The sequence below is a fragment of the Paracoccus fontiphilus genome, from assembly GCF_017356265.1.
Lineage (GTDB): Bacteria > Pseudomonadota > Alphaproteobacteria > Rhodobacterales > Rhodobacteraceae > Paracoccus > Paracoccus fontiphilus.
Genome location: NZ_JAFNAW010000033.1, coordinates 15,580 through 40,682 on the forward strand (window position 1 = coordinate 15,580; position 25,103 = coordinate 40,682).

The 25,103-nt window shown below is 68.4% G+C and carries 23 protein-coding genes; 6 read left to right on the forward strand and 17 right to left on the reverse strand.

The features are described 5' to 3' along the window. Positions 1-68 precede the first annotated feature (68 nt). Positions 69-944 carry a 4-hydroxy-tetrahydrodipicolinate synthase gene (gene dapA, locus J0F76_RS12270; RefSeq protein WP_207469807.1) on the reverse strand — a complete coding sequence of 292 codons (876 nt, stop codon included), beginning with the start codon at positions 942-944 and terminating at the stop codon, positions 69-71. Between the two features lie 111 nt (positions 945-1,055). On the opposite strand from dapA, the gene J0F76_RS12275 reads away from it, so the two are divergent. Further along, positions 1,056-3,140, forward strand: a complete 2,085-nt coding sequence (locus tag J0F76_RS12275) for a lytic transglycosylase domain-containing protein (protein WP_207469851.1) — start codon at positions 1,056-1,058, stop codon at positions 3,138-3,140. Here J0F76_RS12275 and J0F76_RS12280 read toward each other — a convergent pair. From J0F76_RS12280 to J0F76_RS12290, 3 genes are all read right to left on the reverse strand, one after another. Next, positions 3,106-4,059, reverse strand: a complete 954-nt coding sequence (locus J0F76_RS12280) for a DMT family transporter (RefSeq protein WP_207469810.1) — start codon at positions 4,057-4,059, stop codon at positions 3,106-3,108. The genes J0F76_RS12275 and J0F76_RS12280 overlap by 35 nt on opposite strands. A 102-nt stretch (positions 4,060-4,161) precedes the next feature. Further along, on the reverse strand, positions 4,162-4,950 hold the full coding sequence (locus tag J0F76_RS12285; RefSeq protein WP_207469812.1) for an inositol monophosphatase family protein: 789 nt from the start codon (positions 4,948-4,950) through the stop codon (positions 4,162-4,164). 70 nt (positions 4,951-5,020) lie between these two features. Further along, positions 5,021-5,935, reverse strand: coding sequence for a LysR family transcriptional regulator (locus tag J0F76_RS12290; RefSeq protein ID WP_207469814.1), 915 nt, complete (start codon positions 5,933-5,935; stop codon positions 5,021-5,023). A gap of 90 nt (positions 5,936-6,025) precedes the next feature. Here J0F76_RS12290 and metF point away from each other — a divergent pair, with 90 nt between their 5' ends. Next, positions 6,026-6,898 carry a methylenetetrahydrofolate reductase [NAD(P)H] gene (metF, locus tag J0F76_RS12295; protein ID WP_207469816.1) on the forward strand — a complete coding sequence of 291 codons (873 nt, stop codon included), beginning with the start codon at positions 6,026-6,028 and terminating at the stop codon, positions 6,896-6,898. 68 nt (positions 6,899-6,966) lie between these two features. Here the strand turns inward: metF and J0F76_RS12300 are convergent, their stop codons facing one another. Then, positions 6,967-8,121 (reverse strand): type III PLP-dependent enzyme, encoded by a 1,155-nt coding sequence (locus J0F76_RS12300; protein ID WP_207469818.1) that lies wholly within the window; start codon positions 8,119-8,121, stop codon positions 6,967-6,969. Positions 8,122-8,203: 82 nt separating this feature from the next. Continuing rightward, positions 8,204-8,842: a winged helix-turn-helix transcriptional regulator gene (locus J0F76_RS12305; RefSeq protein ID WP_207469820.1), complete on the reverse strand. Its 639-nt coding sequence runs from the start codon at positions 8,840-8,842 to the stop codon at positions 8,204-8,206. 87 nt (positions 8,843-8,929) lie between these two features. Between J0F76_RS12305 and J0F76_RS12310 the strand changes: the two genes are divergently transcribed. The 4 genes from J0F76_RS12310 to J0F76_RS12325 all read left to right on the forward strand — a co-directional run bounded on the left by J0F76_RS12310 (position 8,930) and on the right by J0F76_RS12325 (position 14,252). Next, positions 8,930-9,652 carry a DUF1428 domain-containing protein gene (locus tag J0F76_RS12310; protein WP_207469822.1) on the forward strand — a complete coding sequence of 241 codons (723 nt, stop codon included), beginning with the start codon at positions 8,930-8,932 and terminating at the stop codon, positions 9,650-9,652. A gap of 9 nt (positions 9,653-9,661) precedes the next feature. Next, positions 9,662-10,453 (forward strand): VOC family protein, encoded by a 792-nt coding sequence (locus J0F76_RS12315; protein ID WP_207469824.1) that lies wholly within the window; start codon positions 9,662-9,664, stop codon positions 10,451-10,453. Further along, positions 10,450-11,091: a glutathione S-transferase family protein gene (locus J0F76_RS12320; RefSeq protein ID WP_207469825.1), complete on the forward strand. Its 642-nt coding sequence runs from the start codon at positions 10,450-10,452 to the stop codon at positions 11,089-11,091. Before J0F76_RS12315 ends, J0F76_RS12320 begins: the two co-directional genes overlap by 4 nt. Before the next feature lie 71 nt (positions 11,092-11,162). Continuing rightward, positions 11,163-14,252, forward strand: coding sequence for a valine--tRNA ligase (locus J0F76_RS12325; protein WP_207469827.1), 3,090 nt, complete (start codon positions 11,163-11,165; stop codon positions 14,250-14,252). Between the two features lie 72 nt (positions 14,253-14,324). Here J0F76_RS12325 and J0F76_RS12330 read toward each other — a convergent pair whose 3' ends face one another. From J0F76_RS12330 to J0F76_RS12380, 11 genes are all read right to left on the reverse strand, one after another. Then, complete coding sequence (locus J0F76_RS12330; RefSeq protein WP_207469829.1) at positions 14,325-15,419, reverse strand: pyridoxal phosphate-dependent aminotransferase; 1,095 nt, start codon at positions 15,417-15,419, stop codon at positions 14,325-14,327. Continuing rightward, entirely contained in the window at positions 15,419-15,655 is a 237-nt protein-coding gene (locus tag J0F76_RS12335) for an Lrp/AsnC ligand binding domain-containing protein (protein ID WP_207102089.1), read from the reverse strand. The genes J0F76_RS12330 and J0F76_RS12335 overlap by 1 nt, the downstream gene beginning before the upstream one ends. A gap of 31 nt (positions 15,656-15,686) precedes the next feature. Further along, the gene (locus J0F76_RS12340; protein ID WP_207469831.1) at positions 15,687-17,057 is read right to left on the reverse strand and encodes an MATE family efflux transporter; all 1,371 of its coding nucleotides are present in this window, start codon (positions 17,055-17,057) and stop codon (positions 15,687-15,689) included. Positions 17,058-17,135: 78 nt separating this feature from the next. Then, complete coding sequence (locus J0F76_RS12345) at positions 17,136-17,483, reverse strand: hypothetical protein (protein ID WP_207469833.1); 348 nt, start codon at positions 17,481-17,483, stop codon at positions 17,136-17,138. Positions 17,484-17,487: 4 nt separating this feature from the next. After that, the gene (locus J0F76_RS12350; RefSeq protein WP_207469841.1) at positions 17,488-18,420 is read right to left on the reverse strand and encodes a DnaJ C-terminal domain-containing protein; all 933 of its coding nucleotides are present in this window, start codon (positions 18,418-18,420) and stop codon (positions 17,488-17,490) included. A gap of 57 nt (positions 18,421-18,477) precedes the next feature. Continuing rightward, positions 18,478-19,536, reverse strand: coding sequence for an aldo/keto reductase (locus tag J0F76_RS12355; RefSeq protein WP_207469845.1), 1,059 nt, complete (start codon positions 19,534-19,536; stop codon positions 18,478-18,480). Positions 19,537-19,597: 61 nt separating this feature from the next. Further along, a complete protein-coding gene (locus tag J0F76_RS12360; protein ID WP_207469853.1) occupies positions 19,598-20,350 on the reverse strand; it encodes an ABC transporter ATP-binding protein in 753 nt (250 codons plus the stop codon). 48 nt (positions 20,351-20,398) lie between these two features. Further along, positions 20,399-21,277 (reverse strand): ABC transporter ATP-binding protein, encoded by an 879-nt coding sequence (locus J0F76_RS12365; RefSeq protein WP_207469846.1) that lies wholly within the window; start codon positions 21,275-21,277, stop codon positions 20,399-20,401. Then, positions 21,274-22,170, reverse strand: coding sequence for a nickel transporter permease (gene nikC / locus J0F76_RS12370; protein ID WP_242690170.1), 897 nt, complete (start codon positions 22,168-22,170; stop codon positions 21,274-21,276). The genes J0F76_RS12365 and nikC overlap by 4 nt, the downstream gene beginning before the upstream one ends. Continuing rightward, positions 22,167-23,159: an ABC transporter permease gene (locus J0F76_RS12375; protein WP_377706752.1), complete on the reverse strand. Its 993-nt coding sequence runs from the start codon at positions 23,157-23,159 to the stop codon at positions 22,167-22,169. Before J0F76_RS12375 ends, nikC begins: the two co-directional genes overlap by 4 nt. 76 nt (positions 23,160-23,235) lie before the next feature. After that, positions 23,236-24,834, reverse strand: a complete 1,599-nt coding sequence (locus J0F76_RS12380; RefSeq protein WP_207469848.1) for an ABC transporter substrate-binding protein — start codon at positions 24,832-24,834, stop codon at positions 23,236-23,238. Between the last annotated feature and the right edge of the window lie 269 nt (positions 24,835-25,103).

Here is a 25,103-nt window from a genome sequence, read left to right on the forward strand (position 1 = left end):
ATGAAGATTTCGTTTTGAAAAGACGATGCCGAAAATGCGCGCGAAATTGCCGCACAGTCGCGTGGTCGTCAGATCAGGCCCGCATGTTCCAGCGCCGCGTCGATCAGGCGCCGCGTCGGGTCGGTCAGCGGCACCAGCGGCAGGCGGACGCGTTCGTCGCACAGGCCCAGCCGCGACATCGCGTATTTGGCGCCCACCAGGCCCGGCTCGACGAAGATCGCGACGTGCAGGGGCATCAGCCGGTCCTGGTAGTCCAGCGCCTTGGCATAGTCGCCCGCCAGCGTGGCTTCCTGGAATTCCGCGCAGAGCTTCGGCGCGACATTGGCCGTGACGCTGATGCAGCCCACGCCGCCATGGGCGTTGAAGCCCAGCGCGGTCGCGTCCTCGCCCGACAGTTGCACGAAATCTGGGCCGCAGGTGATGCGCTGCTGGCTGACGCGCTCCAGCTTGCCGGTGGCGTCCTTGACGCCGACGATCGTGGGTAGCTTCGCCAGTTCGCCCATCGTTTCGGGCGTCATGTCGATGACCGAGCGGCCGGGAATGTTGTAGATGACGATGGGCAGGTCCGAGGCCTCGGCCAGGGCGGTGTAATGGGCGATCAGGCCCGCCTGCGTCGGCTTGTTGTAATAGGGCGTCACCACCAGGGCCGCGTCGGCGCCGACCTCGGCCGCGTGGCGAATCAGGCCGATGCCCTCGCGGGTGCTGTTCGATCCCGCGCCCGCGATGACCGGAATGCGGCCCGCGACGGCCTTGACGACCTCCTCGATCACCAGGCGGTGCTCGTCATGGGTCAGGGTCGGGCTTTCGCCGGTGGTGCCCACGGGTACAAGGCCGTGGCTGCCTTGGTCGATGTGCCATTCGACCAGCTTCTTCAGCGTGTCCAGGTCCAGCTCGCCGTCCGGGGTGAACGGCGTGACCAGTGCGGGCAGGGATCCCTTGAACATGACACGCTTCCTTGCAGGTGATATGGATTGCGCGCCTGATTAGCGGGGCAAGCGGCACTTGCCAAGGTTGTGAATTGCGTCATGGGTGCGGGGCGGCGACACAGGGCGGTGATGCGACTTCTGCGCGACATGATGGCCGCGGGGCTGCTGGTCCTTGCCACCTTGGCCCCCGCCCGGGCCGAGGATGCGGGCGCGATGGCGCTGGCCCTGTCGGCGGCGGATGCGCGCGACTGGATCACCGCCCGCGATGCCGCCCGCCGGTCCGGACCCATGGCCGAGGCCCTGGTCGGATGGCAGGCCCTGCGCGCGGGGCATGGGGCGCCGGGCGACTATATCGACTTCACGCGCGCCCATGGCGACTGGCCGGGCCTGGCGCTGCTGCGGGAACGCGGCGATGCGCGGCTGACCGCCGACCTGCCCCCGCGGGACCTCCGCGACTGGTTCGGGGAACGCCTGCCCGAAACGCTGGCGGCCGAGAAGGCCTATCTTGCCACGCTGGACCCCGAGGCGGCCAAGGCCGAGCGCGCGCGCTTCTGGACCACGGCTGCCCTGACCGCGCCCGAGGAAGCGGCCTTCCTGGCCGAGCACGGCGCCGAACTGGCGCCGCTGACGGGCGCGCGGGCCGTGGCGATGCTGGACCGGCAGGACTGGGCGCAGGCCGAGCGCCTGCTGCCGAAGCTGCCCGAGGCCGACCGCCCGCTGCTGGCCGCGCGCATCGCCTTGCAGGCCGGGCGGGCGGGGGTGGACGACCTGATCCTGGCGCTGCCCCCTGCGGCGCGGACCGATCCCGGACTGACCCTCGACCGCTATCTGTGGCGGGTCCGCGCCAAGCAGCACGAGGGCGCGCAGGCCCTGATGCTGGAAGCCTCGACCAGTGCGACGGCGCTGCGCGATCCGGCGGCCTGGGCGCCCATGCGGGTGGATTATGCGCGCATGGCGATGCGGAACGGCAACTGGGCGCGGGCCGAGGCGCTGGCCCGGGCCCACTTCCTGCCGCCCGACAACCGCCACTACGCGGATCTGGAATGGCTGGCGGGCTTTGCGGCGTTGAAGCAAGGGGCGCCGGACCGGGCGCTGGGGCATTTCCTGCATCTGGAAACCGTGGTCGGCAGCCAGATCAGCAGGTCCCGCGCCTTCTACTGGCAAGGCCGCGCGCACGGGGCGCTTGGCGACAAGGCGGCGGCGGACGCGGCCTTTGCCAAGGCGGCGGCGATGCCCGGCACCTTTTACGGCCAGCTTGCGTCCGAACGGATCGGCGCGACGATGCCCGCCGATTACGCCACGCCCGGCCCCCTGCCCGACTGGCGCGGCGCGGCGGCCCTGGGCGAAAGCAGCGTCTTCCAGGCCGGGCTGTGGCTGCTGGCGACCGGCCGCGCGGACGAGGCGCAGCGGTTCTTCCTGCACCTGTCCGAGACCGCCGATCCGCAGGACACCCTGCGCATGGCCCGCCTGATGTATGAAGCCGACATGCCGTGGCACGGGCTGCGCCTGTCCAAGCGCGCCGCCGACAAGGGCGCGATCCATCCCGCGGCCCATTTCCCCCTGACCGGGCTGCACGACACCGATTTCGGCGTCCCGTCCGAACTGGTGCTGTCCATCGCCCGCCAGGAATCCGAGTTCAACCCCGCGGCCCGCAGCCCGGTGGGTGCGCGCGGTCTGATGCAGGTGATGCCCGACACGGCCCGGCAGATGGCCCGCCAGATCCGCGAGCCCTTTCAGGCGGCGCGGCTGACGACGGACGGCGCCTACAACGCCCGATTGGGCGCGGCCTATCTGGCGGGGCTGCGCGACCGCTTCGGGGCATCGACGGCGCTGACGGCCTCGGGCTATAACGCGGGGCCGGGGCGTCCGGCGCGCTGGCTGCGCGACTTCGGCGACCTGCGCCGCGACGCCGACCCGGTGGACTGGGTCGAACTGATCCCCTTCGACGAGACGCGCAACTATGTCATGCGCGTGACCGAGGCGATGCCCGTCTATCGCGCCCGCATCCTGGGGCGCCCCGCGCCCATCGTGCCCACCTGGGACCTGACCGGCGGCGGGCTGATGCCGCCCCCGGTGGCGCGGCTGACGCTGGCCCTGTCGTCGCGGCCCGTGGCAAAGCCGTTCATCGGACCCGTGCTGCCCGAGGGGTGGGCGCCGGTGGCCATCGAGGCGTCGGCTGTCAGGCAGCCCTCACCCGCGCCCGCCACAAGGTGAACAGACCCGCCGCGACCACGATGGCCGTACCGATGACGACGTTCATGTGCAGCACCTCGCCGAAAACCAGGACGCCGATGACGCTGACCCAGGCCAGTTGCGTATAGGCGAAAGGCTGCAGGGCGGAGGCCTCGGCCAGTTCATAGGCGCGGATCAGCAGCCAGTGCGACAGAAGCCCGCAGACGCAGAGCAGCCCCATCCAGATCCAGTCGGCGGGGTCCAGCCATTCCCACTGGCCGATGCCCAGCACGGTCACAGTGATTGCCCCGGCGATGCCCGTCCAGAAGAAGCTGACCTGCGCCGGGTCGTCGCGCGACACATGCCGCGTCAGCAGGCCATAGACCGCGAACAGCAGCGCGCAGACAAGGGCCAGGCCGGCGCCCAGGTTCAGTTCCGTGCTGCCGGGCCGCAGGATGATCAGGATGCCGACAAAGCCCACGCCGATCGCCATCCAGCGCCGCCAGCCGACCTTCTCGCCCAGGATCGGCCCGGACAGGGCGGCAACCAGCAGCGGATAGGCGGTGAAGACCGCATGGGTGCCGACCAGGCCAAGGCGCACGAAGGCCTCGACCATCAGGGTCGTCTCGACCACCAGGATCGCGCCGCGCAGGATCTGCGTCTTGGGCCGCCTGGTGCGGATGGCGCGGCGCAGCCCGCCCGGCTGGCGAGAGACCATGGCGATCACGAACAGCGCGAAGACCCAGTAGCGCAGCATCACCACCAGCACCGGCGGATATTCCGACCCCAGCATCCGCGAGAATGCGTCCTGCAGCGCGAAGATGAAGCTGGTCGCGCACATCAGCAGGATCGCAAGGCCGGTGCGGTCGGGCACCGCGCCGGTCCTGGGCGGAATCGGAGGCGGCGCGGACGCGGTGGCCGCCGAGGCGGCGTAAGGCGGGTGGTTCTGGTCTTTCGGCATGGCGCGGTCCCTTGGACCCTTTCGCCATGCGCCTGTCTTGCCGCAAGGTCAAGGCAAGCCTGCCTTGCGCATCGTGCAATTCGCGCGCGTGGCGCCCCTGCCTCAGTCGCGGGTGCGGATGACCTTGGCCAGCGGCTCGAAGATCTGCGCGTTCGCGGCGATCAGGCGCCCCGATTCCAGCGGATCGTCGCCGTCGCGGATGCCTTCGACAAAGCCGCCCGCCTCGCGCACCATCAGGATGCCCGCCGCCACGTCCCAGGGCTTGTTGCCGCGTTCCCAATAGCCGTCATAGCGGCCCGCCGCCACATAGGCGAGATCCAGCGCCGCCGATCCCAGCCTGCGGACGCCAGCCGTCAGCGGCATCAGCCGCGCCAGGTCCTGCAAGGCTGCGGGCAGCGGACCCCGGCCCGCAAAGGGGATGCCGGTGGCAAACAGCGATTCGTCCAGGCGCCGCCGCCCCGAGACGCGCAGCCGCTGGTCGTTCATGAAGGCGCCGCCGCCCTTCTCGGCCACGAACAGCTCGTCCTTGGCGGCGTCGAAGATGACGGCGGCGACGATTTCCTTCTTGTGCTCCAGCGCGATGGAGACGGCCCAGTGCGGCAACCCGTGGAGGAAGTTGGTGGTGCCGTCCAGGGGATCGACGATCCAGCGCCGCGTCGGGTCCTCGCCCGCATCCTCGCCGGTTTCCTCGCCCAGCCAGCCATAGTTCGGACGCGCGCCGCGCAGTTCCTCCTTGATGATCCGCTCGGCCTCCTGGTCGGCCTTGCTGACGAAGTCGCCCGCGCCCTTGACGCTGACCTGAAGGTTCTCGACCTCGCGGAAATCCTTGACGAGGCTGCGCCCGGCCTTGCGGGCGGCCTTGATCATGACGTTCAGGTTGGCGCTTGCCATCGAATGCTCCGGGAAACAGGGGTTGGGGGCGTCATAGGGGCAAGCGGGGGGAATGTGAAGCGAAAGGGCGTCAGGCAGCCGCGCCCCGCAGCATCCGCAGGGGTTCGGTTCGCGACAGGCGCAGCACATGGGCCATGTAGGGCTGGGCCAGATCCTCGGCCCGCACGGCGGCGTAAAGGCGCCGGATGATGCCGCCGCGCGTCAGGGGCAGCATGGCGATTTCCGCATTGGCCGATTCCCGGCGCAGCACCCAGTCGGGCATCACCGCCACGCCCCGCCCCGATGCCACCAGCATCAGCGACACGGCGGTCAATTCGACCGTCCGCTGGCGGGCGGGTTCGATCCCCGCAGGCGTCAGGAACTGGCTGAACACGTCCAGCCGCGCGCGGTCCATGGGATAGGTGATCAGCGTTTCCCCGGCCAGGTCCTGCGGGTCGGCATGGCCCTTTTCCACCAGCGGATGCCCGGCGGGCACCACCAGCGTCGGCGAATAGTCGAACAGCGGCTGGAAGACGATGCCCGCCATCTCCTCGGGGTCGGACGAGATCACCAGATCGACCTCTTGCCGCGCCAGCGCGGGCAGCGCGCCGAAAGCCAGGCGCTGGCGGATGTCCAGGTCCACCTCGGGCCAGGCGCGGCGGAAGATATCGAGAACCGGCAGCAGCCAGTCGAAGCAGGCGTGGCACTCCATCGCGATGTGGAGCCGGCCGATGCGGCCCGCCTCGACGCCCTTGAACTCGGCCTCTGTCGCCGCGACCAGGGGCAGCACCTGCTCGGCCAGGCGCAGAAGGCGCATTCCGGCCGGCGACAGGCGCATGGGCTTGGCGCGGCGGACGAACAGGTCCACGCCCGCCTGCTCCTCCAGCGCCTTGACCTGGTGGGACAGGGCCGACTGGGTGATGTTCAGAACCTCGGCCGCGCGGGCCAGGCCGCCTTGTTCGTGGATGGCGCGGACGGTGCGCAGGTGGCGCAGCTCCAGATGCATGGTGAGACCGGCTCATGTTGATCTTGAAGATTATGAATTTGTCTCACGGCGGCACGCATGGCACAAGCATCCAAAGCAAAGGAATCGCGCATGTCCCGCCCCACGATCAGCTTCGAGTTCTTTCCGCCGAAGACGCTGGATGCGTCCTTCCGGCTGTGGGAAACCGCGCGGGCGCTGGCGCCGCTGGCCCCGGATTTCGTGTCCGTCACCTATGGCGCGGGCGGCACCACCCGCAAGCTGACGCACGAGGCGGTGACGACCATCAACCGCCATTACGGCATTCCCGTCGCCGCCCACCTGACCTGCGTGGAAGCCACCAAAACCGAGACGATGGAGATCGTGCAAGCCTATGCCGATGCCGGCATCCGCGAGATCGTGGCCCTGCGCGGCGACGCCCCCAAGGGCCAGGACCGCTTCACTCCGCATCCCGAGGGATTCGCCGATACGGTCGAACTGATCGAGGCAATCGCCACGCGGGGCGACATGACGGTCCGTGTCGGTGCATACCCCGAGCCGCACCCCGACAGCAGCGGCACGGATGCGGACGTCGCCTGGCTCAAGCGCAAGATCGACGCGGGCGCGACCAGTGCCATCACGCAGTTCTTCTTCGATGCCGACACCTTCTTCCGCTTTCGCGACAAATGCGCGGCGGCGGGGATCGCGGCGCCGATCATCCCCGGCATCCTGCCGATCCAAGGCTGGGCCGGGGCCAAGCGGTTCGCGGCCACCTGCGGCACCAGCGTGCCCGCCTGGGCCGAGGAGGCGTTTTCCAAGGCCGCCGCAGAAGGTCCTGCGGCGGAACGCATCCTGGCCGAACGGACCTGCGTCACGCTGTGCCGAGACCTGCTGGACGGCGGAGTGGAGCGGCTGCATTTCTATACGCTGAATCGGCCCGATCTGACGCTGGCGGTGTGTGGGGCGCTTGGGGTCCAGCCGGTGCGCGACCTGGGCGCGGTGGCCTAGCGGGGGACGTCCCGTCCCCCGGACCCCCTGTGGGTATTTGCGCAACGAAGAAGGCGGGGTGGGCCTGCCTATGCGAAGCCCATCACGGTTGCGCGGGTCAGGGCGCCGAAGCCGTTGAAGCGGGTATTGGTCACGACCGAATAGGCGCCGGCGCCGTGAAAGACGATGTAGTCATCCTCGGCCACGTCGTCGGGCAGCGCCAGTTCGCCCGGCAGGCGGTCGATCGAATCGCAGGTCGGGCCGAAGATGACCCGGCCGGACCGTTTGCCCGTGCGCGGCGTGCCCTGCGGGGTCAGGACTTCGATCCGGTCGAGATTGCCGATGACCGGCAGTTCGGTCAGCCCGCCATACACGCCGTCGTTCAGGAAGACATGGGTGCCATCGCGCACGGCCTTGACGCGCGCGATCAGTGCGCAGGCATCCGCGCACAGGCCCCTGCCCGGTTCGCAGACAAGGGCGGGCGCGTCGGCTCCGAAGCATTCCGCCACGGTGTCGCGGATTTCGGCGAAGATCGACGGCAGGTCAGGCTCGACCCCCATGGCGCGATACGAGGGGAAGCCGCCGCCGACATTCAGCCGCCGCGCCCGGACGCCCGCCATGTCGCAGATCTCTCGCGCGACGCGGATATAGCTTTCCCAGGCGATGGGGTCGGTGCATTGCGTGCCGGGATGGAAGGTCAGCGAAGGCACATAGCCCCGCTCGGCGACAAGCCCCAGCAGCTCTGCCGCGAGGTCCGGCGTCGCCCCGAACTTGGACCCGAAGTCATAGGCCGCCCCAAGCACCGGCAGCTTGAAGCGGGGCGCGATCTCGACCCCCTGCCCGTTCACCTGCGGCGGCACCTGCTCGAACAGCTTTTCCAGCTCGCTGCGGCTGTCCACCGACCAGGCAAGGATGCCTTCGCGCAGGCCATGGGCGATCTCGCGGCGCGAGCGGACGGGATTGTGGTAATGGCGCGCGGCGCGGGGGGCCAAGCGACCGATCAGGTCGATTTCCCACGGAGAGGCCACGTCGAAGCCCTTGATGCCGGCGGTGACAAGGTTCCGGATCACGGCCTCGTCCGGATTCGACTTCACCGCATAGGTGACAAGGCCAGGAAAGCCCGTCAGGAACTGACGCGCGCGATCCTGCAGCACCGTGGGCGCAAGGGCCATCACGGGATGGTCCGGCCGAAGATGCCGGATCAAGTCGGCCGGATTGTCCCAGACGGTCTTCTGCTTTCCCATGGACGGCATCCCTTTGCGCGGTCGGCTTGCAGCGATTGATGACACGGCCACGGCACAAGGGCAAACAGGCGGGGTCGGGAGTTCAGCGCAGCCGGAACAGGTCCACGAAGCCCTGCGCCGCCGCGGCATCGCCGGACAGCGCGATCCGCCCCTCTTGCGCCATCCGGGTGAGCGGTGTCCGGCCATAGACCGCCGCCGCCAGGCTGTTGCCGCTTCCCGACAACAGGAAATCCGCTGGGGGACCCTCGCCTGCCTCGACCTGCAGGACGCCGTCTCCGGACAGGCGCAGCACGAAACGCTCGGGCCCCATCCACATCGCCGCCGTTGCCCGCAGGCCTCCGGCGGGGCCGATCATCGCGGTCATGGAGATCACCAGGGCCGTGGGGCTGATGAAGCGCCGGGGATCGTGGCCCGGATGCCCGGCCCCCCAGCGGCACATCGCCTGCAGGACCGGCATCAGCCCGCGCCCCGACGCCGTCAGGCCGTAAAGCCCGTCGCCATGCACAGCCACGCCCGCCTCGATCAATTGCGCCAGCCGCTGCGTCAGGACCGCGGCCGTGATCCCCGGCAGTCCGTGGCGGATCGCCTGGAACCGCTTGGGCGCCAGCATCAGTTCCCGCACGACCAGCAGCGCCCAGCGGTCGCCCATGACGTTCAGGGCATGGGCGGCAAGGCATCCCTCGTCATAGCGGATGCGCGGGTTCTGGCGGGTCGCGGTCATCGTGGCACGGTATCAGTTGCTTTTTCATACTGCAACGGGCACCCTCAGCCGTGTCAGGCTCTCATGCCGCCTTCGGAGGAGTAAACCATGACCTATATTTCCGGCTTCGTCGCTGCCGTTCCCGCCGCCAACAAGGACGCCTTCATCGCGTATGCCAGGGCTGGCTGGCCCTGGTTCCAGAAGCGCGGCGCCCTGCGCATGGTCGAATGCTGGGGCGAGGACGTGGCCCACGGCAAGCAGACCGACTTCTACCGCGCGACCCAGGCCAAGGAGGGCGAGGTGCCGCTGTTCTCCTGGGTCGAATGGCCCGACCGCGCCACCTGCGACGCGGCATGGTCCAACATGGAAAGCGATCCCGACATGCAGACCATGCCGGAGATGCCCTTCGACGGGGCGCGCATGTTCTGGGGCGGCTTTTCCCCCATCGTCGAGGAAGGCGAAAGCAGGCCCCGCAGCTATGTCCAGGGCTTCGTCCTGGCCGCGCCGGGCGACAGGAAGCAGGCCTATGTCGACATGGCCAACAGCGCGACCGGGATGTTCCGGCGGTTCGGCGCGACCTACCAGGTCGAATGCTGGGGCGAGGACGTGCCGCATGGCAAGCAGACCGACTTCTACCGGGCCGCCCAGGCCAAGGAGGGCGAGGTGCCGCTGTTTTCCTGGATCGAATGGCCCGACCGCGCCACCTGCGACGAGGCGGGACGCAAGATGGAGGCCGAGATGGACGGGATGGAGATGCCGGAGATGCCCTTCGACGGGATGCGCATGTTCTGGGGCGGCTTCACGCCCGTCTTCGACAGCAAGACCGCGTAAGGGGCAGCCATGACCAAGGTTCACGGGCAGCCGATCTGGTTCGAGTTGATGACCGCCGGGGGCCGGCTGGCCGCCGCCGGCGATTTCTACAAGGCCGTCCTTGGCTGGCAGATCGCCGACAGCGGGATGGAGGGGTTCGCCTATCACCTCGCCACGTCGGAGGGGGACATGGTGGCGGGGCTGATGGAAATTCCCGACAATGCCGCCGGAATGCCGCCCAGTTGGATGCTGTATTTCGGGGTCGATGACGCCGACCGCGCCGCCGCCGATGTCACGGCGGCCGGGGGCCATGTCCACAAGGGGCCCGACGACATTCCCGGCACCGGGCGCTTTGCCGTCCTGTCCGATCCGCAAGGCGTGCCGTTCGGCGTCCTTGCACCCCTGCCGATGATGGAGGGCGACGCGGGCGGCCATGCCTTCGACCAGCGAAAGGCCGGGCACGGCAACTGGACGGAACTGATGACCACCGATCCCCGGGCGGGCTTGCGTTTCTACGCGGATCTGTTCGGCTGGACGGCGGGCGAGGCGATGGACATGGGCGCCATGGGCACATACCAGCTATTCCGCCATGACGGCACCGATATCGGTGGCATGATGGGCATCACCGAGGGGCAGCAGCCGTTCTGGCTGGCCTATTTCGGCGTCAATGGCGTGAACCCGGCGATCGGCCGCATCCGGGACGCGGGCGGCGCCGTGCAGCATGGGCCGCAAGAAGTTCCGGGCGGCGCCCATATCGCCGTCGCCACCGATCCGCAGGGCGCCTGGTTCGCCGTCGTCGGGCCGCTGGAGACAAGCGCATGACCCTGGTCCTGACCACCTATGACTGGGTGCCCGAATTTCCGCGCGGCTTCGTGCGCGACATCCGGGTGCGCTGGCTGCTGGAGGAACTCGGGCGGCCCTATCAGGTCGAGACCGTGCCCCTGCGGCAGAAATCAGCCGACCACATCGCGCAGCAGCCCTTCGCGCAGGTGCCCTTCATCCGCGACGGCGACCTGACGCTGTTCGAATCGGGCGCGATCCTGCTGCACCTGGCCGAGGACACGGTTCTGATGCCCGGGGACCGGCGTCCGCAGGTCCAGCAATGGCTGATCGCGGCGCTGAACAGCATCGAGCCCTTCATCATGGCCTGGATCGTCAACAAGTTCTTCGACAAGGACGAGGCGGGCGCCGCCCGGCGCGAGCCCCTTTTGCGGCAGCGGCTGGAGCAGTTGCAGGCAAGCCTGGGCGACCGCGACTGGCTGATGGGCGACAGCTTCACGGTGGCCGACCTGCTGATGGCCGACATCCTGCGCATTCCCGCCCGGAACGGCCTGCTGGACGACCTGCACGCGCTGGCGGCCTATGTGGAACGCGCGACCGACCGGCCGGCCTTTCGCAAGGCCCTGGCCTCTCAGATGGCGCACTGGAAGGCGGCGGATGACCGGATGGCCGCCGGATAGCGCCTGCACGCATGTCTTGGCCTTTGCGCCTCCATTCGGTAATCCGTCCCCAACAAAGGGGATAGGCCGACATGAGCATGGACAAGAGCTTTGACGCAAAGGCCGCCGAGGCCCGGATCAGCGCCGAATGGGAAAAGGCGAATGCCTTCGCCGCCGGTGCCAATGCCTCGCGCGCGGAAACCTTCACCGTGATGATCCCGCCGCCGAACGTCACCGGCAGCCTGCATATCGGCCATGCCTTCAACAACACGCTGCAGGACATCCTTGTCCGCTGGCACCGGATGCGCGGCTTCGACACGCTGTGGCAGCCGGGCCAGGACCATGCGGGGATCGCCACCCAGATGGTCGTGGAACGCCGCATGGCCGAACGGCAGGAACCCGGCCGCCGCGCCATAGGACGCGAAGCCTTTGCCCGGAAGATCTGGGACTGGAAGCAGGAATCCGGCGGCACGATCATCAACCAGTTGAAGCGCCTGGGGGCGAGCTGCGACTGGTCGCGCAACGCCTTCACCATGTCGGGCGCGCCGGGCGCCCCAGCGGGCGAGGAGGGCAACTTCCACGACGCCGTGATCCGCGTGTTCCTGGATCTCTACGGCAAGGGCATCATCTACCGCGGCAAGCGGCTGGTGAACTGGGACCCGCATTTCGAGACCGCCATCAGCGACCTGGAGGTCGAGAACCGCGAGGTTCCGGGCCACATGTGGCACTTCAAGTATCCGCTGGCAGGTGGCGAGACCTATGAATACGTGGAACGCGACGCGGACGGCAACGTCACCCTGCGCGAGACGCGCGACTATATCAGCATCGCCACGACCCGGCCCGAAACCATGCTGGGCGACGGCGCGGTGGCCGTCCACCCGGATGACGCGCGCTATGCCCCCATCGTGGGCAAGCTGTGCGAGATCCCCGTGGGTCCGAAGGAACACCGCCGGCTGATCCCGATCATCACCGACGAATATCCCGACCCGGCCTTCGGATCGGGCGCGGTCAAGATCACCGGCGCACATGACTTCAACGACTATGCCGTGGCGATGCGCAACGACATTCCGCTGTATGCGCTGATGGACACCAAGGGCGCGATGCGCGCCGACGGCCTGCCTTATGCCGAGTCCGCCGACATCGCCACCCGCGCGGCCCGGGGCGAGGATGTGGGCGACGTGTCGAACGTGAACCTGGTTCCCGAGGAACTGCGGGGCCTCGACCGCTACGAGGCGCGCAAGCGGGTGATCAAGCAGATCAACGCCGAAAAGCTGGCCGTCACCTATCTGCACAAGGAAATCGACGAGGACACCGGCGCCGAGCATCTGGAACGCCGTCCCCTTGTGGACAGCAAGCCGGTCATGCAGCCCTTCGGCGACCGCTCGGGCGTGGTGATCGAGCCGATGCTGACCGACCAGTGGTTCGTCGATACGCAGCGCATCGTCGGACCCGCGCTGGAGGCCGTTCGGTCGGGCCGCACGGAAATCCTGCCCGAGCAGCACCGGAAGGTGTATTTCAACTGGCTCGAGAATATCGAGCCCTGGACGATCAGCCGCCAGCTGTGGTGGGGACACCAGATCCCGGTGTGGTACGGTCTCGACCTGTCGCTGGAAGGCCAGGTCGATGACGACCGCGACGGCGCCCTGGACGAGGTCGAGATCTTCGCGCTGCTGGAGGAAGGCCTGGTCCACCGCGACGAGATCCACCACGCCGCCGCCAGCTTCGGCGATGTGGCCGAGCAGTTCCGCGATTCGATCGCGGCCCTGCCCCAGCCGCTGGAGATCGCCCGCGTCGTCGAGGTCGCCGACCGCAACGCCGCCATCGACGCCTTTGCGCAAGGTCTGGCCGACTACAACCTGACCCAGGACCCGACCCGGCTGGTCTATCCGGTCTGGCGCGACCCGGACGTGCTGGACACCTGGTTTTCCTCAGGCCTGTGGCCGCTGGGCACGCTGGGCTGGCCCGAGGACACGCCGGAACTGCGCCGGTATTTCCCGACCGAGGTTCTGGTCACGGGCTTCGACATCATCTTCTTCTGGGTCGCGCGGATGATGATGATGCAGCTTGAGGTCGCGGGCGACGTGCCCTTCCGCACGGTCTATGTCCACGGCCTCGTTCGCGACGAGAAGGGCGCGAAGATGTCGAAGTCCAAGGGCAACGTCATCGACCCGCTGACGCTGATCGACGATTTCGGCGCCGACGCGCTGCGCATGACCCTGACCGGCATGGCCGCCATGGGCCGCGACCCCAAGCTGGGGCCGAAGCATGTCGAGGGCGCGCGCAACTTCGTCACCAAGATCTGGAACGCCACCCGCTTCGCCGAGATGAACGGGGTGCGCGGCGGCGAGGCGATGCCGCAGCCGTCCCACACCGTGAACCGCTGGATCATCGGCGAGGTCGCGCGGATCAGGCTGGCGACGGACGAGGCGCTGGCCTCCTATCGCTTCAACGACGCGGCGAACGGCCTGTATGCCTTTGTCTGGGGCAAGGTCTGCGACTGGTATGTCGAATTCGCCAAGCCGCTGTTCGACGGCGACCATGCCGAGGAAACCCGCGCGACGATGGGTTGGGTGCTGGACCAGTGCTATCTGCTGCTGCACCCGATCATGCCCTTCGTGACCGAGGAGCTGTGGTCCCTGACCGGCGACCGCCCGAAGATGCTGGTCCATGGCGACTGGCCCGCCTATGGCGCGGACCTGATCGACGCGGATGCCGACCGGCAGATGAACTGGGTGATCGCCCTGATCGAGGCGGTGCGGTCCGCCCGTGCTCAGATGGGGGTGCCTGCGGGCGCGAAACTGGATCTGGTCGTGACCGAGGCCGACGCCGCCGCCCGCGCCGCGCTTGCCGCCAATAGCCCGCTGATCGAGCGGCTGGCCCGCGTCAATGCGCCGGCGGATGGGGTTGCGGGACGCGGCATGATCACGGTCGCGGCCCAGGGGGCCAGCTTTGCGCTGCCGATCGGCGACGTGATCGACGCGGGGGCGGAAACGGCGCGGCTGCAGAAATCCCTGGCGAAGTCGGAAAAGGACGCGGACGGGCTGCGCAAGCGGCTGGCGAACCCGAGATTCGTCGAGAACGCCGAGCCCGAGGTGATCGAGGAAACCCGCGAGAAGCTGGCGGCGCTTGACGACGACATCGCCCGGTTGAAGGCGGCGCTGGCGCAGCTGGCGGCGATGTGAGCCGCCGCTGGCGGAGGTGCCTGCGGCGATCGCAGGTGCCTCCGGCGGGGGTATTTGCGCAACGAAGAAGCGTCAGAGCGTGGACATGACCTGCGGCAGGACTTGGGCCAGGATGTCCAGCTCCGGGTCGGGGGCGCAGCTGATGCGGATGCAGCGGTTCAGCGGCGCCACGCCCGGCATTCGGATGAACACGCCCTGCGCCGCCAGGGCATCCACCAGGTGGCGGGCGAAGGCGCCGTCGCGGCCGGTATCGACGGCGACGAAATTCGTGGCAGAGGGCAGCGCCGCCATGCCGTTTTCGGCCGCGATGCCGGCGATCCGTTGCCGCGCGGCATCCACCCGTGCCAGGACCTGCGCCAACCAGTCCCCGTCTTGCAGGGCGGCCAGGGCACCGATCTGGCTGATGCGGTTCACGCCGAAATGGTTGCGCACCCGGTCGAAGGCCGCGATCAGGTCCGGGTGGCCGATGGCATAGCCCACGCGCGCGCCCGCCATGCCATGGGCCTTGGAGAAGGTCCTCATGCGGATCACGCGGGGGTCGTCGGCGGCGATGTCAGGGATGGCGCTGGCGGGGGCGAATTCGGCATAGGCCTCGTCCAGGACCAGCAGCGCGCCGTCGGGAAGTAGGTCCAGCATCGCCTCGATCACCGCGCCGTCGTGCCAGCTGCCCATCGGGTTGTCGGGATTGGCGAGATAGACCAGCTTCGCCCCGGTCTGGTGGGCGCGATCCAGCAGGGCCTGCGGGTCTTCGGCGTCGTTGCGGTAGGGTACCTTGTCCAGCACCCCGCCGAAGCCCGCGACATGAAAGTTGAAGGTCGGATAGGCCCCGTCCGAGGTCACGACCACGTCGCCCGGCGCGACCGTCAGGCGCACCAGCAGTCCGAGAAGGCCGTCGATCCCCTCGCCCACGATGATGTTCCCGGGGCGGATACCGTGGTGGGCGGCCAGGGCCCGGGTCAGATCGAAGCTGAGCGAGTCGCCGTATTTCCAGACATCCGGCACCGCCGCCTGCATGGCGGCCACCGCCCGGGGGCTGGGGCCGAAGCCGTTTTCGTTGGCGCCAAGCCGCGCCGCGAAGGGGCGGCCCGCCTGGCGCTCCAGCGTTTCCGGCCCGACGAAGGGCACGGTCGCGGGCAGGCTTGCGGCGATCGGGGCAAGGCGGACCATCAGAAGGCGCGGAAGGTCATGGTGGTCAGCGTGCGGCTGATATGGGGGATGTCGAACAGGCGTTCGGAGAGATACCGGCCGACATCCTCGTCCTCGGGGATGTAGACCTTGGCAATCAGGTCGTAGTCGCCCGAGGTGGAATAAAGCTCGCTGACGACCTCGCGGTCGTAGATGGCCTCGGCGACCTGGTAGGTCTTGCCGGGCTCGCAGCGGAACTGGACAAAGACGGGTCGCATGAAAGCCTCCTGGTTGGTGTCGGGTCGGAGGTTAGACCGCCGGCGCCGGACGGGTCCAGTCCCCGCGCGCATGGCCGCGCCAGAAGCGCGCCATCAGCAGACCCGCCGCCAGCGTCAGCCCGGCGCAGAGGCCCAGCCACAGCCCGGCGGGTCCGAAGCCCAGCGGAAAGGCCAGCCCCCAGGCGACCGGCATCCCCACCATCCAGTAGCTGAAGCCCGCGATCCACATCGGCACGCGGGTGTCATGCACCCCGCGCAGAAAGCCCAGGGCCAGCACCTGCAGCGCGTCGGCCAACTGGAACAGCGCGGCATAGAACAGCAGGCCCGCGCCGATCAGCACGATGGCATCGGCCTGCGGGTCGGTCGGGTCCAGATACAGCCGCATCAGCGGCCCCGCCGCCGCCAGGAACAGGGCGATGGTCAGGCAGGCGAAGGCCAGCGACATGCCCGTGACGGTCACCGCCGCGTCGCGCATGAAGGTGGCGTCGTCGCGCCCCTTGGCCTGCCCCACCCGGATCGTCGCCGCGTTGGACAGCCCCAGATGCGCCATGAACGCGACCGAGGTGATCTGCAGCGCGATGCCATGCGCGGCCAGTTGCTGCGTGCCGATCCAGCCCATCATGATGTTCGAACCGACGAACAGCCCGCCCTCGGCCACCATGGTCAGGCCGATGGGCAGGCCGATCGCCGCCACGGTCCGCAGCGCGGGCCAGTCGGGGCGCCACAGCCGCTGGAACAGGTGGAACTTGCGCGCGACGGGCAGCCAGGCGGCATAGACGACCAGCAGCACCAGTTGCAGGCATTGCACCGTCAGGCTGGCGATGGCCGCGCCCTGCACGCCCAGTTCCGGCGCGCCCAGGTTGCCGAAGATCAGCACCCAGTTCAGCACGACGTTCACCGGCAGCCCCGCCAGCGTGACCCACATCACGATCTGCGTCCGCTCCATCGCGGCAAGATAGGAATTGAGCGTCACCTGGCCCAGCACGACGGCCAGTCCCCAGCCGGCGACGCGAAGGTAATCCTGGGCATAGCCTGCGACCGCCGGGGTCTGGCCCAGCGCCGACAGGATCGGTTCGGACCACCACATCAGCGGCATGACCGCCAGGCCGAAGCCCCCCGACAGCCACAGGGCCATGCGGGTGGCGCGACGAACCTCGGTCTCGTCGCCGCGGGCGATGGCGGTGGCGATCAGGCCAAGGACGCCCGTGCCGAAACCCATCCCCAGGAAGAACAGGATGTGGAAGAAGGATGTGGCGATGACCAGGCCCGCCAGCGCCTCGACCCCGTACCAGCCGACCATGATCGTGTCGCCCACGCCGATGGCCATGCGCGCCAGATGGCTGCCGATCAGCGGCAGGCCGAGCGACAGGGTCGCGGCGACGTGGGGACGATAGCGGGCCATGCGATCGCCTTAGCGCGCGGCAGCGCACTGCACAATCTGCAAGATGAACAGGCAGTCTTCCGGCCGTGTTGAAAGCCGTCAGCCCTGGCCGGTGACCCTGACGCGGCGCACATAGGTCATGATGCGGCCGCGCACCTCGTCGGGTTCCGAGGCGACGGCCTGGATCAGCGCGCGCATGTCGCCCCGGGCCGTGTTCAGCTGGTCGATCAGCGACATCACCATGCCCAGAGAATCCGGGCGCAGATCGTAGAACTCGGACAGGTCGCAGAGCAGTTGCAGGCGGGCCACGTCGGCCTCGGTGAAGGCGGGGCCCTGGGGGGTGACGACGGGCGTCACGACTTGGGCCGAGACAAAGGACTGCAGGCGGGCGCGGTCCAGGTCGTCAAGGATCGCCACCACCTCGGTTTCGGAATAATGACGGGCCATGGCCTCATTCCCCCGTTTTCATGCCGGCGCGGGGATCATAGGCGTGATCCTTGCGCCATTCCTCGAAGAAGCGGACCAGCCTGTCGTCCACCCTGGGCGGCATGACGATCTTCAGTTCCACCTGCTGGTCGCCGCCATTGATGCCGCGCCCCCGCAGGCGCAGCCTCGTGCCGGTGGTCGCGCCCTTCGGGATGGTCAGGTTCACCGGCCCGTCGATGGTGGGGGCCGCAACCTTGCCGCCCAAGACGGCCTCGTCCAGGGAAATCGGCAGGGTCAGCAGGATGTCGTCGCCCTCGCGCCGGAAATCGGGATGGGGCGCGATGGAAACGGTCAGATAGGCGTCGCCCGCGCCGCCCTGACCCAGGCCCCTGCCCCCCTTGCCCTTCAGGCGGATGGTCTGGCCGTCGCGGACGCCCTTGGGGATCGTCACCTCCAGGTCGCCACCCTCGGGCAGGGTGATGCGGGTCTTGCCGCCCCTGGCGGCTGTCAGGAAATCGACCTGCAGCGAGAAGCGGTAATCCTGGCCGCGCGCATGGAAGTCGCGCGGGTCCTCGTGGCCGCCGCGCCCGAAGCCGCCGCCAAAGCCGCCGCGCCGCCCGAACAGGTCCGAGAAGACGTCCGACAGGTCGGGATCGCCGTCGAAGCCATAGCTGCGGGCATAGGGGTTGCCCGCCGCCTCGGCATGGTCGCGCCAGGCGCGGCGCTGCGGGCGTTCCTGGCCCTGGTCGTCGATCTCTCCGGCGTCGAAGCGGCGGCGCTGCTCGGGGTCCTTCAGCAGGTCGTAGGCGGCCGAGGCGGCCTTGAAGCGCGCGGTGGCCGCGGGGTCGGGGTTCAGGTCGGGGTGGTCCGACTTGGCGATCCTGCGATAGGCCTTCTTGATCTCGGCGTCGCTGGCCGCTTTCGTCAGTCCCAAGGCTGCATAGGGATCGCCCGCCATGACCATCTCCTCATTTCATCCCGCTCGATCAACAAGATAGGTGGTGCCCGCGTTTCATCAATAGGGCATCGGATATTGCTTGTGCAGCCGGTCGATGGCGCGCCTGAGATTGTCGGGCAGCGGCTTGCCCAAGCCCACGAGCAGATGGTCGAGCTGGTCCGTCCGCGTGGCGCCGACGATGGGCACGACCTTGAAGGGGCGTGTCGACTGCCAGGCAATCGCCATGTGGATCGGGTCCCAGCCGTGATCGGCCGCCAGCCTGTGATAGGCCTCGGTCGCAGCAAGGCCGGCCGGGGTCTTGCGCCCGCCCAGGTTTCCCGGGCCGCCGCTGGCCTTGTCCGCCGCCGCCCGGCTGCCGTCGGGCACGGCACCGCCGGCATACTTGCCCGTCAGCAGCCCCGCCGCCAGCGGAGAATAGGAAAGCAGCGTCACATCCTCGTTCACCGCGACCTCGGCCAGGTCGGTGTCGGCCAGGCGGTGAAGCAGCGAATATTCGTTCTGGATCGCCGCCATGCGCGGCCCGCCGATCCGGTCGGCCACGTCGCACCAGCGGGCGAGGCCCCAGGCGCTTTCGTTGGACAGGCCCGCGGCGCGGATCTTGCCCGCCTTCCGCGCGGCGTCCAGGGCCCCCAGCACGTCGGCCATGTGGTCCAGCGTCTGCTGCTTCGATTGCTTCGAGGGGTCGTAGGTCCAGTTCTGCCGGAACGCATAGCTGCCGCGCACGGGCCAGTGCAGTTGATACAGGTCGATGCGGTCGGTCCGCAGCCGCTTCAGCGACGCGTCGATGGCGGCGGCGACGATCGCCCTGTCATAGGGGGCGCCGTCGCGGACCATCTGGCTGGGGCCGGTGATCTTGGTGGCGATTTCCAACCGGTCGCGGTTGCCGCCCTTCGCCAGCCAGTTGCCGACAATGGTTTCGGTCAGGCCGATGGTCTCACGCCGGACGGGATTCACGGGATACATCTCGGCCGTGTCGATGAAGGTGATGCCGGCGTCGAGCGCGCGGTCCATCTGGGCATGGCCCTCGGCCTCGGGTGTCTGGTTGCCGAAGGTCATGGTGCCGAGGCAGATTCCGCTGACGGCGACATCGCTGCCGCCCAGTGTCACGCGCTTCATGGTGGTTCCTTTCGTCCGTTCGCGCGCACGTTAGCCATGGCCTGTCGGGGCGCAAGCCGGATCAGGCGCGGGCGTAACCCTGGGACGCCGCGATCAGCTGGCGGGTATAGTCCTGGCGCGCGGTACCCTGGCGCAGGGCATCGACGCCCATCACCTCGACGATGCGGCCCGCCTGCATCACGGCCAGACGGTCGCACATGTGGCCCACGACGGACAGGTCGTGGCTGACCATCACATAGGTCAGCCCGTGTTCGGCGCGCAGGTCCGAGAGCAGGTTCAGGATTTCCGCCTGCACGCTGACATCAAGGGCACTGGTCGGTTCATCCAGCAGCAGCAGGCGCGGTTCGGCGGCCAGGGCGCGGGCGATGGCGACCCGCTGCCGCTGCCCGCCCGAGAGCTGGTGCGGATAGCGGAAGCGGAAGCCCCGACCAAGGCCCACGTCGTCCAGCAGCCGCGGAATGCGGCGGTCGATGTCGTCCATCCCTTGCAGCCGCAGGGTTTCCGACAGCACCGCATCGACGGAATGGCGCGGGTGCAGGCTGGCATAGGGGTCCTGGAAGACCATCTGCACGGTCTTGTAGAAGGCCCGGTCGCGCTTGCGGGCGGCAAGGGCGCGGCCCGCGACCTCGATGGTGCCGGACCAGGTGTCGATCAGGCCCGCGACGGCGCGCAGGATGGTGGACTTGCCGGAGCCCGATTCGCCCACAAGGCCGAAGCTTTCGCCTTGGGCCACGGTGAAGCTGGCGTCCTTGACGGCGTCCACACGGTCGGGAGGGTGGCCGAACCAGACGTTCAGACGGTCGACCGTCAGCATCGGCGGCACCGTGGCGGATGGGTATTTGGACAACGAAGAAGCGGCATGTCACAAGCCTCCCGGAAAGTCGGTTTCCAGGCTTTGGGTGATCGTGTCGCCGTCGCGCCAGCTGTCCTGGCGTTGCAGGACCGGCAGGCGGTCCACCGGCGCATCCAGGCGCGGCAGGCTGTTCAGCAGCCCCTGGGTATAGGGGTGGCGGGCCTTGTGCAGATCCTTCGCGGCCAGTGTTTCGACGATCCGGCCCGCATACATGATCAGCACCCGGTCGCAGAACTGCGCCACAAGGTTCAGGTCATGGCTGATGAAGATCAGGCCCATGCCCCGGTCGCGGACCAGGCGGTCCATGATGTTCAGGACCTCGGTCCGGACCGACACGTCGAGGGCGCTTGTCGGTTCGTCCGCGATCAGGATTTCCGGGTCCGGGGCCAGCATCATGGCGATCATGATGCGCTGGCCCATGCCGCCCGATACCTCGTGCGGATAGGCGCCCATGACCCGTTCCGGGTCGCGGATCTGGACGGCAGCCAGCATGTCCAGCGCCTTTTGCCGGGCGGTGGCGCGGTTGCCACCGGCGTGGAGGCGGTAGGCCTCGACGATCTGGTCACCGATGGTCATCACCGGGTTCAGGCTGAACTTGGGATCCTGCATGACCATGCTGATCCGGTTGCCGCGGATCTTCCGCATCCGGCGTTCGGACAGGTTCAGGATCGGCTGGCCTTCGAGGTCGAGGCGGTCTGCGGTCACGCGGCCGGGCGCGCGGACAAGGCCCAGGATCGCGCGGCCGGTCATGGACTTGCCCGACCCCGATTCGCCGACCACCCCCAGGCGTTCGCGGCCCAGGTTGAAGCTGATGCCCCGCACGGCCTCGAACGTGCCTTGGCGGGTGGGAAAGGCGACGCGCAGGTTTTGCACAGACAGCAGCGTCATTCCTTGGCCCCCTTCGGGTCCAGCACGTCGCGCAAGCCGTCGCCCAGCAGGTTGAAGGCCATCGAGACGATGAAGATCGCGATCCCCGGCATGGCGGCGACCCACCAGAAGTCTAGGATATAGGTCCGCCCGTCCGAGATCATCGCCCCCCATTCCGGCATCGGCGGCTGCGCCCCGAGGCCTAGGAAGCCCAGGCCCGCCGCCGACAGGATGATCCCCGCCATGTCCAAGGCCACCCGCACGATCAGCGACGAGACGCAGAGCGGCCAGATGTGCTTGATGAGCAGGCGCAGCGGCCCCGCGCCCTGCAGGCGGGCGGCGGCGATGAAGTCGGCGTTGCGGATGGTCAGCGTTTCCGCCCGCGCAAGCCGGGCATAAGGGGGCCAGGCGGTCAGGGCCAGCGCCAGAACGGCGTTGGTGATGCTGGCGCCAAGCGCCGCCACGAAGGCCAGGGCCAGGATCAGCTTGGGGAAGGCCAGGAAGATGTCGGTGATCCGCATCAGCACCTGATCGACCCAGCCCCCCGCGAAGCCCGCCACCGTGCCGATGAACAGCCCGATCACCGGCGCGATCAGGGCCACGGTGCCGACGATGAACAGCGTGATGCGCGAGCCGTGGATCAGCCGCGACAGGATGTCCCGGCCAAGCGCGTCGGTGCCCAGCCAGTGTTCGGCGGACGGCGGTTGCAGCCGTCCGGCCAGGTTCTGCGTGAACGGGCTTTGCGGGGCCAGCCAGGGCGCCAGGACCGCCATGCCGATCAGCAGGACCAGCACGATCAGGCCCAGCATCGCCAGCTTGTTGCCCCGGAAGGTCAGCCAGCCCTGATACAGCGCGCCCATGCGCGCCTGCCGGCGGGTCTGGGGGGCGTCGGAAAGGAGCCAGGCGCGGTTCATTTCGACCTCGGGTCCAGGACGCGATACAGGATGTCGCTGAGAAGGTTCAGCAGCACGAAGCAGGTGCCGACCACCACCGTGCCGCCAAGGACGGCGTTCATGTCGCCCGACAGCAGCGCCTTGGTGATGTATTGGCCCAAGCCGGGCCAGGAAAAGATGATCTCGGTCAGGACCGATCCTTCCAGAAGCGACCCGAAGGACAGGGCGATCACCGTGACCAGTGGAATCGAGATGTTGCGGAACGCGTGCCGCCAGATCACCGCGCGTTCGGACAGGCCCTTGACGCGGGCGGTGGTGATGTATTCGGCGGAAAGCTGTTCCAGCATGAAGCTGCGGGTCATGCGGCTGATATAGGCGAGGCTGAAATAGCCCAGCAGGCTGGCGGGCAGGATGATGTGGGAAAAGGCGTCCTTGAACGCCCCCCAGTCGCCCGCGATCAGCGAGTCGACCAGGATGAGGCCGGTCACGGTCGGGATCATGCCGTCATGGATGATCCCCTGCCGCCCCGGCCCCCCGACCCAGCCCAGGATGCCGTAGAAGACCAGCAGTCCCATCAGCCCCAGCCAGAAGATCGGCATGGAATAGCCCACAAGCGCCACCACGCGGGCCACCTGATCGACGATCCCGCCCCGTCGGGCGGCGGCGATCACGCCCAGCGGAACGCCGATCAGCACGCCGATCAGGGTGCCCAGCGTCGCCAGTTCCACCGTCGCCGGGAACACCCGTCTGATGTCGTTCACGACCAGTTGCCCGGTCGAGATCGACCGCCCGAAGTCGCCCGTCAGCACGTCGCCCAGGTAGCGGGCGAACTGCACGTAAAGCGGCCGGTCCAGCCCCATCGCCTGATAGGCGGCATCGTATTGCGCCTGGGATGCCCGGTCGCCCACGACCTTCAGCACCGGGTCGATGGGCATCACCCGGCCGATGATGAACGTCACCAGCAGCAGGCCCAGCATTGTCAGGACCAGCGACAGGGCCGTGCCGCCGATGCTGCGGACACGGCGGCGGCGGGCGGCGGCGCGGCCGTCGCCCTGCCCCTTGTCGGTGTCGGTCACGGCCACGGGCCTATTCGCCCTTCGTCACCTGCCGATACATGACCGAGGTCACGGACCCGCCCGAGTTCCAGTTCTGCACATTCTCGCGCAGGCCGGTGTTCTCGACCCGCTGGAACAGCGGCACGATCGGCGCCTCGGCCTGATACTGCTTCTGGATGTCCAGATACATCTGCGCGCGCTTGTCGGCATCCTGTTCCAGGGTGGCGGCCACGGTGGCCTCGTTCATCGCCTGCGGCACGGCATAGGCGTTGCGCCAGGCCAGAAGACCCGTCGCCTGCGCCTCGTCGCTGTTGTCGGGGTTATAGGCGAAGGTCGCGACGTTGGTGTTCGGGTCGGAATAATCCGGCCCCCATTCACCCAGGAAGATCGGCACATCGCGGGCGCGATAGGCGTCCAGGACCTGCGCGCCGGTCATCTGCTGGATTTCCAGGGTCAGCCCGGCCTCGGCCATGGACGCCTGCAAGGCCTGCGCCACGTCCACGTATTCGCGCAGGTCGCGGACCTTGGTGGTGATGGTCTTGCCGGCCATGCCGGCTTCCTCGATCAGGGCCTTGGCCTTGGCCACGTCATAGGTCCAGGGCAGATCCTCGAGCGCACCCAGATAGCCCTTGGGCAGGATCGACTGGTGCGGCACGAACATGCCTTTGAGGAAGCTGTTCGCGATGCCGTCGTAATCGACCAGATGCTTCATCGCCTCGATCACCTGGGGGTTCGACAGCACGGGGTCCTTCTGGTTCAGGCCCATGTAGAGGATACGGCCGCGCGGTTCGTCCTGGATCTTCACGCCCTCGACCGCGCCGATGGATTCGACATCCGTGGGCGACAGGTTGCGGGCCGCGTCGATGTCGCCCTGTTCCAGCAGCAGCCGCTGCGCGCTGGATTCCGCGACGTTGCGCACCACCACGCGCTTCATGGCGGGGGCGCCCTGGAAATACGTCTCATAGGCGGCCAGTTGCACGGCCTCGTTCGGACGCCAGCCGGCCAGCGTATAGGGGCCGGAGCCCGCCTCGTTGGTGTTCAGCCAGGTGTTGCCCAGATCCTCGCCTTCGGCGTTCGCCATCACCGTTTCCTTGTCCACCACGCTGGCGATGTTGGCGGTCAGGCAGTTCAGCACGAAGGTCGGCGCATAGGGCTTGTCCATGTGCAGCGTCAGGGTGGTGTCGTCGAAGGTGATCTTTTCCTCGACGTTGTCGGCGGTGAAGCCGAACTGCGTCAGGATGAAGGCGGGCGTCTTGTCCAGCTTGACCGCGCGGTGCAGCGACCAGGCGGCATCCTCGGGGCGGACGGGGTTGCCGGAATGGAAGGTCACGCCCTGGCGCAGGGTGAAGGTGATGGACAGGCCGTCCTCGGACACTTCCCAGCTTTCGGCCAAGGACGGCTTGAAGCCCGCCGCCATGTCCAGCGGGTCGAAATCCACCAGCCGGTCATAGGTGTTCTGGTTCACGTCGTTGCCCGAGAACTCGAAGCTTTGGGCCGGGTCCAGGCTGATGATGTCGTCGATGGCGGCGGCCACGACCAGCGTGTCGGCGGGCGTTTCCGCCCAGGCCGCGGGCGCGATGGCCAAGGCCGAGGCCAGCAGGATGGCGCGCGGGGTCAGGTGGTGTTTCATGGTGGTTCCCTGTTCTTGTCGTCCCCGCATCAGGGCGGGGTTGGATAAGGGAAACGTGACCCAAGGCGAGGCGGCTGACAAGCCCTTGATCGTCAAGCCTGCCGCAACGTCCGGTGGAACGCGGCCAGCCAGCGGCGGGCGTCGAACCCCGGCGGGGGCATGGCGGCATAAAGCTGGCGGTCCAGGTCGGCCATCAGGGCGGGCGCCGGCTGGCCGCGCCAGCGCAGGTGGCGGTCGGCGGCGGCGCGCAGGACGGCAAGGTCGCCTGC

Excerpts from the sequence above, each read along its gene's own strand:
- dapA (WP_207469807.1), bottom strand. The coding sequence starts at position 944 with ATGTTCAAGGGATCCCTGCCCGCACTGGTCACGCCGTTCACCCCGGAC.
- J0F76_RS12275 (WP_207469851.1), top strand. The coding sequence starts at position 1,056 with ATGCGACTTCTGCGCGACATGATGGCCGCGGGGCTGCTGGTCCTTGCC.
- J0F76_RS12280 (WP_207469810.1), bottom strand. The coding sequence starts at position 4,059 with ATGCCGAAAGACCAGAACCACCCGCCTTACGCCGCCTCGGCGGCCACC.
- J0F76_RS12285 (WP_207469812.1), bottom strand. The coding sequence starts at position 4,950 with ATGGCAAGCGCCAACCTGAACGTCATGATCAAGGCCGCCCGCAAGGCC.
- J0F76_RS12290 (WP_207469814.1), bottom strand. The coding sequence starts at position 5,935 with ATGCATCTGGAGCTGCGCCACCTGCGCACCGTCCGCGCCATCCACGAA.
- metF (WP_207469816.1), top strand. The coding sequence starts at position 6,026 with ATGTCCCGCCCCACGATCAGCTTCGAGTTCTTTCCGCCGAAGACGCTG.
- J0F76_RS12300 (WP_207469818.1), bottom strand. The coding sequence starts at position 8,121 with ATGGGAAAGCAGAAGACCGTCTGGGACAATCCGGCCGACTTGATCCGG.
- J0F76_RS12305 (WP_207469820.1), bottom strand. The coding sequence starts at position 8,842 with ATGACCGCGACCCGCCAGAACCCGCGCATCCGCTATGACGAGGGATGC.
- J0F76_RS12310 (WP_207469822.1), top strand. The coding sequence starts at position 8,930 with ATGACCTATATTTCCGGCTTCGTCGCTGCCGTTCCCGCCGCCAACAAG.
- J0F76_RS12315 (WP_207469824.1), top strand. The coding sequence starts at position 9,662 with ATGACCAAGGTTCACGGGCAGCCGATCTGGTTCGAGTTGATGACCGCC.
- J0F76_RS12320 (WP_207469825.1), top strand. The coding sequence starts at position 10,450 with ATGACCCTGGTCCTGACCACCTATGACTGGGTGCCCGAATTTCCGCGC.
- J0F76_RS12325 (WP_207469827.1), top strand. The coding sequence starts at position 11,163 with ATGAGCATGGACAAGAGCTTTGACGCAAAGGCCGCCGAGGCCCGGATC.
- J0F76_RS12330 (WP_207469829.1), bottom strand. The coding sequence starts at position 15,419 with ATGGTCCGCCTTGCCCCGATCGCCGCAAGCCTGCCCGCGACCGTGCCC.
- J0F76_RS12335 (WP_207102089.1), bottom strand. The coding sequence starts at position 15,655 with ATGCGACCCGTCTTTGTCCAGTTCCGCTGCGAGCCCGGCAAGACCTAC.
- J0F76_RS12340 (WP_207469831.1), bottom strand. The coding sequence starts at position 17,057 with ATGGCCCGCTATCGTCCCCACGTCGCCGCGACCCTGTCGCTCGGCCTG.
- J0F76_RS12345 (WP_207469833.1), bottom strand. The coding sequence starts at position 17,483 with ATGGCCCGTCATTATTCCGAAACCGAGGTGGTGGCGATCCTTGACGAC.
- J0F76_RS12350 (WP_207469841.1), bottom strand. The coding sequence starts at position 18,420 with ATGGCGGGCGATCCCTATGCAGCCTTGGGACTGACGAAAGCGGCCAGC.
- J0F76_RS12355 (WP_207469845.1), bottom strand. The coding sequence starts at position 19,536 with ATGAAGCGCGTGACACTGGGCGGCAGCGATGTCGCCGTCAGCGGAATC.
- J0F76_RS12360 (WP_207469853.1), bottom strand. The coding sequence starts at position 20,350 with ATGCTGACGGTCGACCGTCTGAACGTCTGGTTCGGCCACCCTCCCGAC.
- J0F76_RS12365 (WP_207469846.1), bottom strand. The coding sequence starts at position 21,277 with ATGACGCTGCTGTCTGTGCAAAACCTGCGCGTCGCCTTTCCCACCCGC.
- nikC (WP_242690170.1), bottom strand. The coding sequence starts at position 22,170 with ATGAACCGCGCCTGGCTCCTTTCCGACGCCCCCCAGACCCGCCGGCAG.
- J0F76_RS12380 (WP_207469848.1), bottom strand. The coding sequence starts at position 24,834 with ATGAAACACCACCTGACCCCGCGCGCCATCCTGCTGGCCTCGGCCTTG.